The sequence below is a fragment of the Bacillus sp. EB600 genome, assembly GCF_024494385.1.
Taxonomy (GTDB): Bacteria; Bacillota; Bacilli; order Bacillales; family Cytobacillaceae; genus JAEVLT01.
Genome location: NZ_JAEVLT010000009.1, coordinates 57,991 through 76,097, shown reverse-complemented (window position 1 = coordinate 76,097; position 18,107 = coordinate 57,991). Strand labels below are relative to the sequence as shown.

The following is an 18,107-nucleotide window of genomic DNA, read 5'->3' as shown; positions in this document are numbered from 1 at the left end:
ACTGCCAGCCTAATCCAGTGTTCTGGGCTTAGCTGGCAGTCTGAACAGGCTGTTCATTGACCATATTCCTGTTTTTTTATAATTTAGCTCAATTAAGCTTTAACGGTTAATTCTAGTAAATTTTGTGCAGCAGCTTTTACTTTTTCCATACCAGCAGCAATGATTTCTTGTGCTTGATCAGGTGCTGCGGCATGACCTTCGATGATGACTTCATCGATGATTTGCATACCGAATACGCCACCAAATACGTTGCGCATATAGTTAACAGCCATTTCCATTGGAGCTGCTTCTGGTGATGAGTAAACGCCACCGCGAGCACTTAGGAAAATCGCTTTTTTGTCTGTCATTAATTGAACCATGTGCCCTTCAGCATCATAATTAAATGCGAAGCCTGCAGCGTAGACATAATCCACGAATGTTTGTAATTTAGCTGGGATGGTTAAATTCCACAATGGGAACGCGAATACGATAACGTCTGCAGCTGTGATGGCGTCCATTGCTTTTTGTTTAGCAGCTAAAAGGCGTGATTCAAGCTCTGTTAATTCGCCGCCGTTTTGTACTTTACCGAAAGCGTTGAAGATGTCTTGGCCAAAGTAAGGTGTATCTTCTTCAAAAACATCGTAAGTTGTTACGTTTACGTCTTTACCTTCTAATTCAGCCATGAAAGTTTCGTACATTTTGCTCGAGACTGCTTCGGATGCTGGACGGTTATTTGCTTTTACTACTAATACGTTCATTATTTAAGAACTCTCCTCTATGAATATATATTTCAAATTATTTTATCTCGGAGTTTATTATCTCATATTTGAGATAATTAGCAAACTATTTTGCTCGTGGTGCATGGGGACGGTTCTTTTGCTTCCTTTGGAAGGAAGCAAAAGAACCGTCCCCATGTTTTTTACATGAAAGTCCCGGCATTTTTATGGACTCCCGTAAAAAATGCTTCAAATGCTTTTTTGGCAGTGGCGCTTCTTACACTTGGTGCCCAAAGCGCCTATATCAAAATAAGGCGAATCTCCCTACTATTGTTTCTAAGTTAATTTGGACGACTGATTCTATCTCCCTCCATCGCCTTTATGATTATTTTTATTTTAAAACTGGAAGGAACTACGGGGCAGGCGTTGTTTATTGCAAGCTCTTTCCCGACATCAAGAAACAGTGCTCTTTTCGCTTTAGAATATGGGAATCATCCCGAATTCGCAGCCCAAGTTGTTTTGTTGTCCACTTTATTCAGCATGATGACAGTAACGATTGTTGTATTTTTGTCGGGAATTTTATTCTGATTCTTACAGACTTTTAAAAGAATTCATTGTCTTGTGCCAAGAGAATCCGTCCTTTGAAAGTATATAGAGGTGGTTCTTATAGGGGACACTCGGAAGTTTTGTGCGGAAAGCGGCACATCTAGCGGTATTAGCTGCTGGATGTGCCGTCTTGTATTTCTATATATAATCCTAACGCAAAGTTTTTGATTGCCAGAGAAAAATGAAGTCACGGCCACGGCGCCCGGCGCCGGAACTAGATTACTTTACTATACTATCTAATTTTTTCTCAATTTTTCCTTTAGATGCAAATTCCGGACTAGGTTTCCCGCCCCATCTATCAAGTGTCCATGGACTTGTCTCAAGAAGTCGGGCATCCCTGGCATTATCTTCTGGAAACTCTTCCATTCCGAAACTATATTCCATTGTCATTCCATCCGGATCTAAGAAATAGAAGAAAATGCTTTCAGATGGTTCATGACGTCCTGGACCAAAGGCAATGGGGACCTCACCATTTAAAATGCGGTTTCTGGCAATCCCAATATCATCAATATCCTCAACCATGAAATTCACATGATGCAATTTATTTTCTGTGTTTTTAATCAAGGCAAACGAGTGGTGATAAGGATTTGGGAAGCAGCGCAGCCATGCATTTTCACCTAAGTGATCGGACACAATAAAGTTTAATTTTTCCACAAAAAACTTAATCGTACTTTCAACATCAACGCAATTTAGAACAACATGTCCTAAGCGTTGAATCTTTGTGTGTTTCGGGGCAAAATCCTTGATCATATACATCATTTTGCTGTAAAATTCTAATTCTAAGCCGGTATTCGGTTCAACAATCCGGAAAGATCTCCCTTGTTTAAGCTCCTTTTGTTCTGTTTCAGATACTTCCCTTGGATGTAATCCATTCTTCACAAATTCACTGTAGGCAATTTCAAGCTGCTGATCATTCTCTAGTTGAAAGCCCACTCTTTTGATTCCTGATTCTGTTGAAGGATAAAGAATCACATTATGATGGTCATTGCTGCAGCGAAAGAACGTAAGTCCCTTTTCATTTGTTTCAACGTGCTGCAATCCAACTACCTGTTCGTAAAATTTAGTCGACTTATCAAGATCATTAACATTTAATGCAACATAGCCAATTTTTTTATATCTAAACATGATTATCTCCTCCTGTGATGTTATAAAATAATGCTTACTTTTCCATGTGGCCGCAGGCTATCCAGTTTAAGAATTACTTTCTTTTCCAGAATTTTTAGCTCACCGTTTTCTTCTGCCAATTTGTACTCGTTAACCCCAACATAACAATCAAGCATTTCCCGCTTTGTACGGTATGTTGCAAAATTACACTTTACGGTTACTGCATTTTCTTCAGTATGAATGATTCTTACATTACTGATATTGTGCAGGGTGGTTGAATGCGGATATTCAACATGGGCTTCTTTTTTCAATAACCGCAATGCTCTTTGTTCCAATCGGGCCCGGTCGTCATGAACTAGATAAAGGGATTTGTTTGTGTCTGCGTCAGGATTTCCAATTGGCGGGATCAGATAGCTCCCATCAGCTGAAAAAAGGGCTGCCCACTCTATTAGTTTCCATTCATCGAGAAGCTCTGCCTCATGGTATAATAAATCTTCGATTACTTGACGTGTTACCATCATACATGAACCCTCCCAGCTTCTTTTTTGGACATAACTGCATCCCACTGCCTCCAAAATGCACGCATTTGTTCTTCATCATTAGACTCAGGCTGCTCCCTAATCATTCCTTTGGAAATATCATTCCATTCTACTTCTTTATTGTTTAAAAACCCTTCTTGACACAGTTCAAGTGCCTCGTTATCATCCGGTGTTGCAAAACCACCCGGGCCAAGGAATTCTAGGAAATTATCATTTCGTCTTTGTCTAAATTGATCATTTTCTCCTTTTGGAGCTAGAGCATAGCCGGTAACTTCCATATAACCCGGTTCCGTTGGATAAAAGGTTCTGATTGTAATCGCCATAATGTCGTTGATAACCAGGTTAGGAAAAATGAGCATATTCCGGTTTAGAGTAGTAATTCTATTGGCATGGCCTTCACCAAATTTTTCTACTAATTTGGCTTTGATTTCGTCCGTTTCTTTCTTGCCTTCTTCTCCCCAGGCAGGGATCCACTTTGCCACAGGTCTGCCCCATGGCGCTGTATATTCAACAACTCCATGTCCGTTTCCTAAATCTTTTCCTACCCCTTTTAGATCATCCTTTGATAATTCGCCCCCGCGTGTACCGACAATATCAAAGTACGTTTTATGTGTTGGCATACCATGATAGGAATCCACACTGTTTTCAGCCAACAGCTTCCAGTTTGCTCTTACACTATATTGTTGTGGATCTTGTAAAACTTCCATTCCTGCTTCTGATTGGTCGGCAATCAATGCAAGGTATTCTTTTGCGTTTCCTAAGTACTCTTCTAAAGAAATGGCATTTTCATCAAAATTAACAAAATAGAAGCCTCGGAAACTTTCAAGCCGTACAACTTCGTGAAGATTTTTCGAACCATTACAGTTAAACGTTTCTGGAAAAGCTTCCTTTCCAGGCATTCCAACTAATTCGCCTTGATTATTAAAGCTCCAGGCGTGGTAAAAGCATCTAAATACTTTAGAATTCCCTTTATCTTCACGACAAACTAATGCACCACGGTGTGAACAAGAATTATACAAGGCTCTAATAACGTCATCACTCCCGCGTGTAAACAGGAGATTTCGGCCGCCTACTTTTTTTCGATGAAAATCACCTTTGTTTGCTACCTCTGATTCATGACCAATAAATAACCAACATTTATTGAAGATCTCTTCCTTTTCCTTTTCGAAGATTTCCTTATCAGTAAAAACGCTGCGATGAACTAAAAACTCAGAACTTGATTTATCATCAACCACATATTCTTTCATTCTTTTTCCTCCTAAATTCGATTATTTACTGAATTTTCTGAAAAAATTATCTGCATTTTTGCTCCTAATAGCTTCCTTTACTTCCTGATTTATCTCTAAATCATCAAGCCAATGCCCGGGGAACTTCTCACGAATCACAAACGGGTAATCAGATCCAATCATGAGTTGACTTGGTCCAACGGTTTCTAATAAGTAGTTAAAAGCGTTAATGTCATAAACTAATGTATCGTAATAGATTTTTTTTGCATAATAGCCTGGCGGCTGCGGGCAAACCTTTCTTATTTCCTCCATGGTTTCCCAGCCATAATTTAGCCGGGGTATTATCGCTGAAATTGTTCCCCCTCCATGGCTAACATAAATCTTTAAATCAGGAAACTTTTCTATAATCCCCCCCGTAATGAGCGAAGCAACAGCCAGCGCATTTTCGGTTGGAAATCCAATTAATGCTGACAAAGCAGACGGTCCGACAATTCGATCACTTCCTAAGGGATGCAGTGCATGGATAAAGATAGCGATACCTTCAGATTCTGCTTCTGCAAAAAATGGAGTAAAAAACGGATCACCAATTGATCTTCCATTAATATGTGTGCCTACCTCAACACCTTTAAGTCCAAAATCATTTTTGAGTCGCTTGATCTCTTTTGCCGCCATTTCCGGGTCTTGTAACGGGAGCATCCCCAGCCCCCAAAAGCGATCCGGGTTTGCTGCTATAAATTCTGATAATTGGATGTTTATCTGGCGAGAAAAATCAAGCGTATCCTCTGCATTAAACCAATAGGAAAGCAACTCTGGCATAGGAGATAGTACTTGTATGTCTACTTTCTCATGATCCATATCTGTGATTCTGCGTTTAGGACTCCAGCACTGATCTGTTATCGTCCGAAAATTTTCGCCTGATATCATTACATGTTTATGATGAGATTTACCACAAACACATTTTGTTACCGGCCATTTATTCCCACCAATTCTTCCTGACATTGTTGGCAGTTTTTCCGGGACAAAATGGGTATGAACATCGATTATCAATCTACTTCTCACCTCCCGTCAAATCTATTAATCAAAAAACTCTTATAACATCGTACTTCCACCATTTACACTAATCGTTTGGCCAGTGATAAACCTTGCTTCATCTGTTGCTAAATAGCGTACAAAATCAGCAATCTCTTCCTCATAGGCTCCTCTGCCTTTAGGGATGATACCAATATATTTTTCAGCTAATTCCGGATCATTTTTTCTAATATTCTCTAGAGGTTCTGACTCTACTGCAGGAGGCGCAACCGTATTGATTGTAATATCATACTTGGCAAATTCTCTTGCCAATCCGGTTGCTATGGCATGGACCCCTCCTTTAGCGGCATTGTATGCAGCATGATCCCAGAGACCATTTCGGACAGAGTCTGCACCAATATTAATGATTCTTCCATAATTTTTTTGAACCATATAAGGAAGCACCTTATGACACGACCATACGCAAGTCCACAGGTTCCGATCAATCGTCCTTTTTAGTGTTTCGGCATTTTGCTCAAGGAATGGCAGGATTACGCCGCCCCCGGCATTATTTACGAGAATATCGATTTTATCCCAACGCTGTATTACCTTTTCTGTCATTGCAACCACATTTTCCTCTTTCGAAAGGTCACCAACAAAATAATCGATTTCTGCTCCAGTTTGTTTGGCCACCTCTTCTGCTGCTTGCTTGGTGCGCTCTTCCTCTGTACCAGTAATCAGTACTTTTGCTCCCTCTTTCGAAAGAGTAAGTGCAATCGCTTTTCCAATTCCCCGGGAAGAGCCCGTCACAATGGCAACTTTCCCTTTTAATGCACGAATTTCTGATTGATTTGGCATAGCTGATATCGCCTCTTTCCATTCTTGTTAATCGAGTTGAACAATAAAAATCTTATTAAGATTTATAGGCAACGCTTACATTATCATTTAAAAAAGAGTAATCATGAAGGGTTAATCTTTGATATAGGTTCACTTCGGGTAAAATGAACCTATATCAACTTGAACTGTTACCCTGCTTTATACATTTATAACTGTTTTACGAAGAAAGAAATTTTCACATAATTGGGCAAATTCATCTTTTTTCTCTATTTGGGTCCAATGCCCGCACTTCGAGAAGATATGCAGCTCTGAATTTGGCAGTAGCTCCAAAAATTTCAAACTTGTTTCTTGGTAAGGGACGACGATATCATCTCTTCCGTGAATCATTAACACTTCATTTTCTATTTTTTTCATTTGTTCTTCTGGTAAAGCTAATTGATTCAGTTTTTCCTGGCGCGGTTCTGCAAACATTTTTGAAAAAGCTTCCTGAAGTCCAGGCTGGATACTTGCTTGATAGCGTAATTCAGCTAATTCGTCCGTTGCAAATTCTTGGTTGTAAGCAAAGATTTCTAAAAGCTTTTTCATATTTTCAACACTTGGCTCGTATCCCCATACTTTGTCTAAACCATAGGTCATTTTGAATGGTAATCCGGCAGCACCCATTAATACCATCTTTCCAACTAAATCAGGCCTTTTATTGGCAATATGCAATGCCAGCGCCCCTCCTAATGAGTTTCCAATAATATGAACTTGGCTTTGACCTACTGCTTCGATAAAATTGATAAGGTGATTTGTCCATGTTTCCACACCATATTCAACATTTTCCGCTCTTTCCGTATAACCAAACCCAACGATATCAGGCGCAAATACATGAAAGTTTTCTGCTAATTTCGGAAAAATTAGTCTCCAGTTTGCCCACGCAGTAACCCCTGGGCCTGAACCGTGTATCAATAGGACAGCTTCACCTTGTCCACTTTCATGATAATGTGTTGAAATACCATTCACATCAATATATTTAGAATAATCCATTATAATCCTCCTTATAAACTAGTTGATTAAGAATTGAGAGTTTGCTAACATTCCAAGTATTTATAAATGTAACCGTATACACATATTTGTTACAATAATAGTAGTAAGCTAGCTTCTTTACTTTTTAAAGTATTCATCACTTCCTTTAAGTGAATTGTGAAGGTTTGAAATTTTCTATTAACTATATTTAAATTGTAAGTCCTATTACACTAAAAATCTAATAGAAAAAACTTACCGGAAAGTGGGTTTGTTCAAAGCTTTCCCTTTAGACCTAAATAATTTTAAAATGCTATTTTTATTTCTTTTGTCGATTAAGAGAAACACTAGATTTTTCTACAAACACCGGAATTTACTTGGAGGGACAGCTCATGGACACGATTCAATTAGAAACATTTTTTGCAGTGGTTAAGTATAAAAATTTTTCCAAGGCTGCTGAAGTTTTGAATGTTACCCAGCCTACCGTTTCTGCAAGAATTAAAAATTTAGAAAATGAACTAGACTCTAAACTATTTGGAAAAGATGGAAAAAATGTCGCCCTTTCTAAGGAAGGTAAAGTATTTAGCCATTACGCTGAAAATATACTGTCAATCATGAATCATTCTAAAGAAGCAACCAAACATTCTAAATATCACCATATAAAAGTCGGCTTTTCGCCCGGATTTTCCTATTCATTTATTACACAACTGATCACTTCCATTTTGTCAATTGAGGATATTGAGGTATCCATCTTTGAGGGGAAGGATTCGCTTACATTAAATGAACAAATTGCATCAGGAGAAATGGATTTAGTATTTACCAGAAATCTCACTTCTTATAAACCTTACATCCTATCGGAATTTTTATTTGATGATAAATTAGTCTTAATTTGCGGAAAACAACATCGGCTGGCAAATCTGGATATGATTACACCTGAAGATTTAGAGGGTGAGACACTTATTTGCTACCAGCGTCATGCTCCAATTTGGTCAGAAATCGAGCAGCAGCTGATTGGGATCCCTAATATAAAGAGAATTGAAGTTGGGAACAATGAAATGGTAAAAACGGTAGTTGGAAACGGAGTGGGAGTTGGCATTACAGCCTCTCTTGGAGTCAATGAAATTGAAAAAGATAATTTAGTAGTAAAAGATATGAGAAAAATAGAGACAATTCCTTTTAAGATTTTTGTACAATACAGAAGAGACTCCTTAATTGAAAAACCTGTTAAACAAATCATTTATTCGATTATTAATCATGAAATTAGCAATCACTTTTAAAACACATCGAACTGCAAAAAGCTGTCTTTCTCAATGATTCCCTTAGGTATGCTTAGCCTAAAAGCACCTCATCAACTTTAAAATTGATGAGGTGCTTTTATATTAGAAACCTAATGTTCATATTCTTCTTCTCACTAGTTCTTATCCATTTTATATAGAGTATTCTTTTTTAGCTTGAAAAGGTTTCTGCTTTGCTAGTAATCTGGAATTTATATTTAAGTGAACTTGCAACTAGTGAACAAAATACAATGATGATGATGAATCATTCTTAATTAATTCGTTTCTAACGGGTCACACAAGTATCTTTATATCGAAAGCTCGGGATGTTCATTTGATATATTCTTTTCTTCTTTTTTACCTGGATTAACAAATAGTAAAAATAACATAGAAAGGGTTGCAGCAATTGCAGCCGTAATAAACATTGCAGCATAACCCTGCCTTAAAACCAAAAATCCAGTTAGCGTTGGAGCCACTATAGCTGCAATATTGACAAAAAAGTGTGTAATCCCGCTATGAGCCCCCGCTTTCCACGATCGATAATCTTGTATTTAAATTAAATTTTGTAACAAAGTACCTCATTGAGAAAAACTAATAAAAGTAATATTGGTAATTTTCAGTTATTTTCTCGTAGATTATTTTTAAATCCTTTACAATTAAAGTCCCATAGAAAAAGTTATATTTCGGGTGTTTTTACAACCATCTTCATTACGGCCACCACGACTGTTTCTCCAGTCTGTTTTTTAATCTCCATTTGGGTGACAACGAGCCCGCGTCCGTTATCTTTCTTCTGAATGTCCAAAACTTTTCCTTCCAAATGTATAGTGTCTCCAATAAAGGTAGGGTTGGTAAACCGTACATGGTCCATCCCGTAAAAGGCAACTACCACATCCGGTTCAAGCTGAAGAAGGCCTGTTGCAATTGAAAGAACTGACATCCCATGAGCAATTCGTTGTTCATACGGCGTTTTGGCTGCATACTCCTTGTCAGTGTGTAACGGAAACCAATCTCCGCTGAAAGCCGAAAACATTATTAAATCAGCTTCCGTAATCGTACGTCCTTTAGAGACCCAGGTTTCACCAACACTGTATTCATCAAGATATTTAGAAAACACAATGAACCTCCTCAATACAAAATAATATTTTATCTACTGTTACCTAAAATCAAGTTACAAAGTAAAACCTTTGTTCATTTAAACAAATGATTTTTTTTGTTTTTCCAAATGTCTTAATTCTATACGGCGAATCTTTCCTGAAGTCGTTTTAGGAAGTTCACTGACAAATTCGATTTCTCTCGGGTATTTATAAGGAGCTGTCATGTTTTTCACATGGTCCTGTAATTGATTAACTAATTCTTCATTGGATTCAATTGGATCTTTTAAAACCACAAAGGCTTTTACAATTGTTCCACGAACTTCATCAGGACTCGCCACGACAGCACATTCTCTGACCGCTGGATGTTTGACAAGAGCATCTTCCACTTCAAACGGTCCAATGGTATATCCGGAACTTATAATGATATCATCGGAACGCCCTTCAAACCAGAAATAGCCGTCTTCATCCTTTTTAGCTTGATCCCCTGTTAAGTACCAATCTCCACGGAAAGCCGCAGCGGTACGTTCGGGATCATTTAAATAACCTTTGAATAAAGCAGGAGTGTCACGATGTATGGCAATGTCACCCACTTTCCCAACAGGAACTGGAATTCCATCCTCATCAATAATTTCTATTCGATTGCCCGGAGTGGGTTTTCCCATGGATCCTGGTTTCAATTCCATTCCCATTAGTGTCCCTACCATAAGTGAATTTTCCGTTTGTCCATAACCATCACGCACTTCAACATTAAAATAGTGCTTAAACGTTTCAATGACTTGTCGATTTAATGGTTCCCCGGCGCTTACGGTACTGCGCAGATAAGGGAGTTTGTACTGATCCAGTCCATCTACTTTGGCCATTAAACGGTGTTCTGTTGGGGTACAACATAGTACGTTAACCTTGTATTTTTCTAATAAGCTTAAGTATTTATCGCCGACAAATCTCCCATTATATACGAATCCCGTTGCGCCGCTACCCAAAGTAGCCATAAATGGACTCCAATTCCACTTGGCCCAGCCGGGTCCAGCTGTAGCCCAAACGGTATCATTTTCTTTTACATCAAGCCATAATTTAGCTGCCACGGCTTGGTGTGCAAAAGCCCAACTATGATGATGAATAACCCCCTTTGGGTTTCCTGTTGTACCAGAGGTATAATTAATAAATGCAATTTCATTTGAACGGGTCTGAACGATTTCAAAACTGTCTGATTCAGTTTCCAGCAACTGTTGATAATTCAACCACCCGTCGGCCTCTTTTCCAACAGCAATGAAATACGTTAAGTTCTCTGCTTCCTCACGAATCTGATTAAAACGGTCGATCAATTCCCCATTGCAGATTGTAGCTTTCGCTTGAGAATGCACTGCCCGATAGAGCAAATCTTTGGCCATTAACATCTCTGATCCTGGAGAAATAATTAACCCTAATTTCAGAGCTCCCACATAGATAGAATATGTTTCCGGAATTCGAGGTAAAGTAATAATAACTTTATCTCCTTTTTTTAAACCCATTCTTTTTAATGCATTGGCAAATCGATTGGATTCCTGACGTAATTTCAAATAGCTAATTTCTTGAGTATTTCCATCTTCATCTTCCCATAACAATGCTATTTTTCCCTGGTCATCTGCAAATCTGTCAATGTCCTGCACCATGTTATAGTATTCAGGTGCAATTAACTTCAGTTTATCCATGTTAATCTCTCCCTTTTTCATTCATACATTACAAAATCTCCCCTACTTAATTATGGCTCTAGTTACAAATCTCCTTTAACGAGCGACTACCATGAACTACCCTTCATCAGGAATTTCCAATGTAATTTTGCCAAAATTTTGCCCCTTCTCCATATACAATTGAGCGCTTGTTACGTCTTCAAGAGGATAGGAGCGATCCAAGATCGGATGAATTTGGTGATCTTTAAAAAGCTGAAGCATCTTCTCAAAATCTTGTGGACTTCCCATGGTAGTACCCTTAATATCTAAATGCTTAAAAAATATCCGAGGAAGTGCCAGCTCCGGAATAGGACCGTTTGTTGCCCCATAGTTAACAATACGTCCCGCCGGTTTAGCTAAATTGATCAATTGAATAAAATTCTTCCCGCCTACTCCATCGATAATTAGATCAGCACCACCCATCATGTTTTTTAAGTCTTTCACCCAATTTTCTAAGCGGTAATTCACCCCGCCTACAGCACCTAGTTTTATGGCTTTCTCAATTTTTTCTTCACTACTCGATGTTACAAATACGTTTGCCCCTTTAGCTACCGCCATTTGAAGGGCGAACAATGCCACCCCGCCACCAATCCCGGGAATTAAAACCGTTTCTCCTTTTTGAAGGTTTCCCCTCGTTATCAACGCTCGGTAAGCTGTTAAACCGGCTAAAGGGAGAGCTGCTGCTTCCTCCCATGAAAGGTAGTCGGGTTTTACATATACGTTTTCAGATGGAACCTTTACATATTGTGCATAGGTTCCATCTGATGGCATGCCTAATATAGAAAAGTCAGGTCCATCGAAATTTTGATTATCTCCCCAATTTAAAGCCGGATTGATCATAACAGAGCTGCCTATTTTGATTCCTTCAATATCATCTGCAACGGCCGCCACTTCCCCTGCTCCATCTGCTCCCAAGATTGAGGGTAGCTTTATCCCGGGATACAATCCATGAGTAATCCATACATCCCTTCTATTTAAAGAAGCATGCTTTAAACAAATTAGCACTTCACCCTTTTTTAGTACAGGTATAGCTAAATCTTCATATTGAAGCATTTGAGGTCCGCCTAGTCCTCTTAATACAATTGCTTTCATATCGACCTCTTCCTTCCTATTACTGTTTGCAATGTCCATTCCTTAATTTGTTCTTTCTCTTCCGGACTCGGCTGTCTTCCATTTTTATCAACAAACTTCTCTTCCTGCTGATGAAAAGCCGTATTCATCAACATCGCCAGAATAATCGGTGGGCGATATACCTCAGTTTCCATTATTCCACCTCTATATCCGAATTTTGTGGCGTGTTAAAATGAATGATACGAACCTATTAATTTATGATTAGTCTTTTAACAGTTATGCAGAAATCACCAATCATTGGATTTCATTGGATTCTTCAAGTATTGAAAAATGTAACCGCATACAAATATTTGTTGACAAAAGAATTATCAAGCCCTTCTTTAAACGAAAAGACCATTTTTTGGGGTATTCATCACTACCTTCGAGTTGATTATTGAATATTTATAATTTTCTATTTTCACCTTTTATTGTAAGTCCTAAAATACTAAAAATCTACAGAAAAAACTTAGCATAAAATAGGTTTCTCAAAGTTTTTCCTTTAGAAAATAACCTCATGGGCCGCAGGACAAATAGTATATTTTACAGTTCCTGCATGCTGTCTTAAATAATCGTAGTTTTCAAGGCCAACTGGAAGACCAAAAATTGCATCCTTTTCACCCTGAAAGACTTTGAATTTTGTAAACAGCTTACATTTTTCTTTAAAAAATTGCCCTTCTTGTTCTGAAACTCCGGAAATTGCAAGCAGATTTAAATCTTTATTTAAGATAAAAACCGGTAAATTGCTAATCTTGTTAAGTGAAATAGCAATCGAGGTTAAACTGCTTTCCCGCAGTACTTCCTCCATTAAAATATCATGTACCTCATATGCTTTACTTAGATTATCCCGCTCAACTTTTAATTTTTTGAAAGTAATATCAAGTTCGTCTATGATGCTATTTGACTCATAATATTTTAGCTCTTTATCTACTTCCCCATTCCATTCCTCAATGGTATGACAATTGATAAAACAAGGACGGTTCTTGCGTCCCCAAAAGGGTTCAAGAGAACCGTCCCTATGTTGGCTTCTAATGTCATATTCTTCTCCCTAGTTAGAAGTTTCCATTATAACCTGTCTCAGCATTTGGTGGTTAATAAAAGAATAAACCATTTTCTTTATATAACTTTCTGTTAATGAATTCTTCCGGTAGATGACATACACCTTATTTGGTACTTCACTGATTTCTTTTATTTCCTTTGTTGCAATTTGATCCTTTTCACTTTCATCGATTCCAAGTAAAGGAGAAAAACTTATACCCCAATTATTTTTAACAAATGTTTTTAGCATATCATTATTTTCAACCTCAAGACGGCTAACTTGCTGGAGTCTGGTTAATTTCTGTTCAATACTGGACCATATTGGATGGTCGGGGCTGTAACAAATAAGCGTTTCATAAATCAAATCATCTAGTGTGATGTTTTCTTGATCTGCTAATCGATGATTTTTCCCTGTAATCAGAACAAATAAATCATCAAAAAGATACTCTGTGACAAGATCATCATCATATGAAACAAGATTTCTTACAAAAACAGCATCAATTGAGCCATTTTTTACTTTATTAATGAGAGCAGCAGAATTCTCACCTTCAGTAACATTAACTTTTAACTGATCACTTTTTAAGGTACTAATCGATTCAAGGATAAATGAAGAGGATAATCCTGAGCAGAAACCAATTTTAAGTATCGGCGCTTTCGATTGATCAATCGCATCTTTGGCATTATTCATATAATTTATGATTTTTGAACAATATTCAAAAAATATTTGCCCCTGCGGTGTGACGGTTACATCTTTGCCTTGCCTTTGGAATAAATAACAATTCAATTCATTTTCTAAGTTTTTAATTCTTGCTGTTACTGTTGGTTGTGTTATATTTAGAATTTCTGCAGCCTTAGAAAAACTTTTCAATTCTGCGATCGTTAAAAATGTTTCAAGTTGATTTGTATCCATACTATTCCCCCCTTTAGCTCAAGATAAATTTCTGAATATTTTAATTAATTATATATAATAAACTAAATCCCTTCAAATTTATCCTGTTTAAAGTGGTTTCTATTAATAAGCAAAGGAAAAACACTTTATGATCCTTATGTTTATAGCGCAAACTATTTCCATAAGAACATATAAAGTGTAAGCTAATCCCTTATCGATTACATTCATTCTATTAATTACTTATGCTCGTTTTCACTTTTTCTTCTATTTTTCCCGTCGATGCAAACCGAGGGTCCGGCTTTCCACCCCAGCGGTCCAGTGTAAGTGGTCCTGGTTCTAAGATACGTGCTTCTCTGCCGTTTGTTTCAGGTATTTCCTCCATTCCAAAACTGTACTCTAATGTCATTCCATCAGGGTCAAGAAAATAGAAAAAGATACTTGTTGATGGTTCATGGCGGCCTGGTCCAAATACATCCTGTACTCCGGCATTCAAAATACGATTTCTGGCAATACCAATATCGTCTATGTCCGTAACCATAAAATTAACATGGTGTAATTTCGTTTCTTTATTTTTAATTAATGCAAAAGAATGGTGATAGGGGCTTGGAAAACATCTTAACCAATAGTTATCATCTAGTTGATCGGATACTTTAAAGTTTAAGACATTAACAAAAAATTCGATTGCTTCATCCATGTTGCTTACATTTAATACCACATGACCCAGTCTTTGAATTTTCGTATGTCTCGGAACAAAATCCTTCACCATATACATGATTTTGCTATAGTATTCCAATTCTAATCCTGTATTTGGTTCAATAATCCGAAAAGACCTTCCTTGTTTAAGCTCACTTAGTTCTTCCTTTTCTACCTCCACCGGTTGAAGGCCCCTTTTTACAAATTCACGATAAGCCATTTCCAGCTGTTCATCATTTTCCAGTTGAAATCCAACACGTTTAATTCCTGGTTCAGCATTAATTTGATAGAGGATAACATTATGGTGATCATTGCTGCACCGAAAAAATGATGGACCTCCTTCATTTGATTCGACCAATTGTAAACCTACCATCTTTTCATAATAATCAGTTGATTTCTTTAGATTACTAACATTTAAGGCAACATATCCAAGTTTCTTATATCGAAACATTCTTCATTCTCCCCTTTCAAATGATTATAAAATAACACTGATCTTTCCTTGTGGCCGTAAACTATCAAGTTTAAGAATCACTTTCTTTTCTTCTATCTTCAACTCATCATTCTCTAAAACCAACTGGTATTCCAAAACACCGACATAACTATCTAATTTTTCACGTTTCGTCCTAAATGTTGTGAAGTTACATCTCACTTTGGTTCGATTATTCGTTTCATCTATGTCTTTAATCGAAATATTATGAATATTTCTCACAGTCGTAGAATGCGGAAATTCAACATGAGCCTCTTTTTTTAACAACCTTTTTGCTCTTTGTTCAAGTCTGGCACGGTCATCGTAGGCAAAATAGAGGTGCTGTTTATTATCGGCATTAGGATTTCCAATTGGCGGGATTAAGTACATTCCACTGGATGTAAATAGTGACGCCCATTCTTCCAATTTCCATTCATCCAGAAGTTCAGCTTCATAATATAAAAATTCTCTTATTTCATCATATGTCTTTTTCATAAAAAGCCTCCTAGATTCTTGTTTCTTGTTTTGACATGACGTCACTATATCTTCTCCAAAATGCGCGAATTTGTTCTTCATCAGTTGATTTAGGATCTCGATTCATTCCTTTTGAGATATCATTCCATTGGGCTTCCTTATTATTTTCAAAACCTTGTTGGCACAGCTCAAGTGCCTCATTATCATCCGGTGTGGCAAAACCACCCGGACCAAGAAATTCCAAGAAATTATCATTTCTTCTTTGACGGAATTGTTCATTCTCATTTTTTGTAGCTAAAGCATAACCCGTGACTTCCATATAACCAGGTGTTATTGGATAAAAGGTTCGAATCGTAACAGCCATAATATCATTGATTATGAGATTTGGGAAAATAAAGATATTTCGATTATAATTAGCAATTCGATCTGCTCTTTCGCTTCCAAACCTTTCAGTTAAACTCTTTTTTATTTTTTCAATCTCCCTTTTTCCGTCCTCACCCCAAGCAGGCATCCAACGGGCAACCGGCCTGCCCCAGGCACTTGTGTATTCCATCGCACCATGGCCATTTCCTAAGTCAACACCATATCCTTCATAATCCCCATTTGATAATTCGCCGCCGCGGGTAGCAACGATATCAAAGTAGGTTTTATGGGTTGGGATTCCATGATAGGCATCAATACTGTTTTCGACCAGCAGCTTCCAATTCGCCCGGACACTGTATTCCTGAGGGCTTTCCAATACTTCCATTCCCGCTTCTGATTGGTCAGCAACTAAATCAATGTATTCTTTTGCCTTTCCTAAATACTCCTCTAAAGAAACAGCATAATGATCAAAATTCACAAATACTAAACCTCTGTAGCTTTCCACCCGGTATACTTCCATTAAATCTTTTGAATGATCGCTATTAAAGTCTTTTGGAAATCCTTCCTTGTCCGGGAAACCTACTAATTTACCAGTGCTATCAAAACTCCAAGCATGATAGAAACAACGGAATACCTTAGAATTCCCGCTATGCTCCCGGCATACCATCGCACCTCGATGGGGACAAGAATTATAAAAGGCTCTTATTTCTCCATCACTTCCACGATTAAAAAGAAGTTCTCTCCCTCCTACCTTTTTCCTTTTAAAGTCTCCCTTTTTAGGAACTTCGGATTCATGACCAATGAAAAGCCAGCATTTACTAAAAATCTCCTCCCGTTCTTTTCCCAAAATGTCTTGGTCTGTAAAGACTTTGCGTTTTACCTTAAATGCTAACTTTTCCTTATCTTCAAAAACGAATTTTTCCATATTGACCTCCTAAATTTATATTTTTATAGATGAGATCTGAAAGAATCTCATTGCGTTTTTAAATGTAATCTGTTCCTTTGCTTCTTTACTGATTTCCAATTGGTCCATCCAGTGCCCCGGAAACTTCTCACGAATGGAGAAAGGATAATCTGACCCAATCATCAGCTGGTTAGCTCCAAACACTTTCGATAAGTGTGTTACCGTTTCAAGGTCATACACAAGTGTGTCATAGAAGATTTTCTTTGCGTAATAACCTGGCTGCTTAGGAATAACCTTTTGCATGTCCTCCATTGTTTCCCAGCCATAATTTAGACGCGGCAAAATCGAAGATAATGATCCGCCGCCATGGCTCGCATATATTTTTAAATTCGGAAACCTTTCTAACATACCACCTGTAATGAGTGAAGCGATGGCGACGGCATTCTCATTAGGAAACCCAATTAAATTGGCTAACATTGGAGGACCCACATTCCGGTCACTTCCGAAAGGATGGAGGGCATGAATAAAAATGACCAACTCCTCAGCTTCTGCTTCTGCAAAAAATGGTAGAAAATCAGGATGGCCTATCGATTTTCCATTTATGTTTGTACCGACCTCAATACCATTTAACCCAAAATTATTTTTCATATATTTAATTTCTTTAGCCGCAAGCTCCGGATCCTGCATTGGCAGCATTCCTAAACCATAGAATCGATTTGAATTTTGCGCGATAAATTCCGATAATTGAAAGTTAATATAACGGGAAAATTCAAGCGTATCTTTTGCCGCAAACCAATACGATAACAACTCGGGCATTGGAGATAAAACCTGGATATCCACGTCTTCATCATTCATATCAGCCATTCTGCGGTTAGGGTCCCAGCATTGATTTGTTATCGTTCTAAAACTTTTACCTGAAATCATGACATGTTTATGATCTGCTCCTCCACAGGAACAATGCAATGTAGGCCAAAGGTCTCCTCCGTTTCGATCGGCCATATGTGGCAAATGCTCAGGCACAAAGTGTGTATGGACATCAATTATCAATCCTTCTCTTCCTCCTTCCAGATTGTTATCGA

General features: G+C 37.8%; 19 protein-coding genes. 2 read left to right on the top strand and 17 right to left on the bottom strand.

Annotation, left to right across the window (positions count from 1 at the left end):
* Positions 1 to 92: 92 nt before the first annotated feature.
* Positions 93 to 737, bottom strand: a complete 645-nt coding sequence (locus JN080_RS11965) for an FMN-dependent NADH-azoreductase (protein WP_256236241.1) — start codon at positions 735 to 737, stop codon at positions 93 to 95.
* Between the two features lie 312 nt (positions 738 to 1,049).
* On the opposite strand from JN080_RS11965, the gene JN080_RS11960 reads away from it, so the two are divergent.
* Positions 1,050 to 1,283, top strand: a complete 234-nt coding sequence (locus JN080_RS11960; protein WP_305473934.1) for an AEC family transporter — start codon at positions 1,050 to 1,052, stop codon at positions 1,281 to 1,283.
* A gap of 237 nt (positions 1,284 to 1,520) precedes the next feature.
* Here the strand turns inward: JN080_RS11960 and JN080_RS11955 are convergent, their stop codons facing one another.
* From JN080_RS11955 to JN080_RS11930, 6 genes are all read right to left on the bottom strand, one after another.
* Positions 1,521 to 2,426, bottom strand: coding sequence for a VOC family protein (locus JN080_RS11955; protein ID WP_256236240.1), 906 nt, complete (start codon positions 2,424 to 2,426; stop codon positions 1,521 to 1,523).
* A gap of 20 nt (positions 2,427 to 2,446) precedes the next feature.
* Positions 2,447 to 2,926, bottom strand: coding sequence for an aromatic-ring-hydroxylating dioxygenase subunit beta (locus JN080_RS11950; protein WP_256236238.1), 480 nt, complete (start codon positions 2,924 to 2,926; stop codon positions 2,447 to 2,449).
* Positions 2,923 to 4,191, bottom strand: a complete 1,269-nt coding sequence (locus JN080_RS11945; protein WP_256236237.1) for an aromatic ring-hydroxylating oxygenase subunit alpha — start codon at positions 4,189 to 4,191, stop codon at positions 2,923 to 2,925. The genes JN080_RS11950 and JN080_RS11945 overlap by 4 nt, the downstream gene beginning before the upstream one ends.
* Before the next feature lie 21 nt (positions 4,192 to 4,212).
* Positions 4,213 to 5,217 carry an amidohydrolase family protein gene (locus tag JN080_RS11940; RefSeq protein WP_256236236.1) on the bottom strand — a complete coding sequence of 335 codons (1,005 nt, stop codon included), beginning with the start codon at positions 5,215 to 5,217 and terminating at the stop codon, positions 4,213 to 4,215.
* Positions 5,218 to 5,259: 42 nt separating this feature from the next.
* Positions 5,260 to 6,036 (bottom strand): SDR family NAD(P)-dependent oxidoreductase, encoded by a 777-nt coding sequence (locus JN080_RS11935; protein WP_256236235.1) that lies wholly within the window; start codon positions 6,034 to 6,036, stop codon positions 5,260 to 5,262.
* Positions 6,037 to 6,213: 177 nt separating this feature from the next.
* A complete protein-coding gene (locus JN080_RS11930; RefSeq protein ID WP_256236234.1) occupies positions 6,214 to 7,044 on the bottom strand; it encodes an alpha/beta fold hydrolase in 831 nt (276 codons plus the stop codon).
* Between the two features lie 368 nt (positions 7,045 to 7,412).
* Between JN080_RS11930 and JN080_RS11925 the strand changes: the two genes are divergently transcribed.
* On the top strand, positions 7,413 to 8,297 hold the full coding sequence (locus JN080_RS11925) for a LysR family transcriptional regulator (RefSeq protein ID WP_256236232.1): 885 nt from the start codon (positions 7,413 to 7,415) through the stop codon (positions 8,295 to 8,297).
* 673 nt (positions 8,298 to 8,970) lie between these two features.
* Here the strand turns inward: JN080_RS11925 and JN080_RS11920 are convergent.
* The 10 genes from JN080_RS11920 to JN080_RS11875 form a co-directional block, all read right to left on the bottom strand.
* Positions 8,971 to 9,408, bottom strand: coding sequence for a MaoC/PaaZ C-terminal domain-containing protein (locus tag JN080_RS11920; RefSeq protein ID WP_256236231.1), 438 nt, complete (start codon positions 9,406 to 9,408; stop codon positions 8,971 to 8,973).
* A 78-nt stretch (positions 9,409 to 9,486) separates the two neighbouring features.
* Positions 9,487 to 11,076, bottom strand: coding sequence for an acyl-CoA synthetase MbcS (gene mbcS / locus JN080_RS11915; RefSeq protein WP_256236230.1), 1,590 nt, complete (start codon positions 11,074 to 11,076; stop codon positions 9,487 to 9,489).
* Between the two features lie 96 nt (positions 11,077 to 11,172).
* Positions 11,173 to 12,186 (bottom strand): zinc-binding dehydrogenase, encoded by a 1,014-nt coding sequence (locus JN080_RS11910; RefSeq protein ID WP_256236229.1) that lies wholly within the window; start codon positions 12,184 to 12,186, stop codon positions 11,173 to 11,175.
* On the bottom strand, positions 12,183 to 12,359 hold the full coding sequence (locus tag JN080_RS11905) for a hypothetical protein (protein ID WP_256236228.1): 177 nt from the start codon (positions 12,357 to 12,359) through the stop codon (positions 12,183 to 12,185). Before JN080_RS11905 ends, JN080_RS11910 begins: the two co-directional genes overlap by 4 nt.
* 344 nt (positions 12,360 to 12,703) lie before the next feature.
* Complete coding sequence (locus JN080_RS11900; RefSeq protein ID WP_256236227.1) at positions 12,704 to 13,009, bottom strand: hypothetical protein; 306 nt, start codon at positions 13,007 to 13,009, stop codon at positions 12,704 to 12,706.
* Positions 13,010 to 13,249: 240 nt separating this feature from the next.
* Entirely contained in the window at positions 13,250 to 14,149 is a 900-nt protein-coding gene (locus JN080_RS11895) for a LysR family transcriptional regulator (protein WP_256236226.1), read from the bottom strand.
* Positions 14,150 to 14,360: 211 nt separating this feature from the next.
* Complete coding sequence (locus JN080_RS11890) at positions 14,361 to 15,272, bottom strand: VOC family protein (RefSeq protein ID WP_256236225.1); 912 nt, start codon at positions 15,270 to 15,272, stop codon at positions 14,361 to 14,363.
* A 24-nt stretch (positions 15,273 to 15,296) separates the two neighbouring features.
* Positions 15,297 to 15,782: an aromatic-ring-hydroxylating dioxygenase subunit beta gene (locus JN080_RS11885; RefSeq protein ID WP_256236224.1), complete on the bottom strand. Its 486-nt coding sequence runs from the start codon at positions 15,780 to 15,782 to the stop codon at positions 15,297 to 15,299.
* Positions 15,783 to 15,792: 10 nt separating this feature from the next.
* Entirely contained in the window at positions 15,793 to 17,049 is a 1,257-nt protein-coding gene (locus JN080_RS11880) for an aromatic ring-hydroxylating oxygenase subunit alpha (protein ID WP_256236223.1), read from the bottom strand.
* Positions 17,050 to 17,064: 15 nt separating this feature from the next.
* The gene (locus JN080_RS11875; RefSeq protein WP_256236222.1) at positions 17,065 to 18,075 is read right to left on the bottom strand and encodes an amidohydrolase family protein; all 1,011 of its coding nucleotides are present in this window, start codon (positions 18,073 to 18,075) and stop codon (positions 17,065 to 17,067) included.
* Between the last annotated feature and the right edge of the window lie 32 nt (positions 18,076 to 18,107).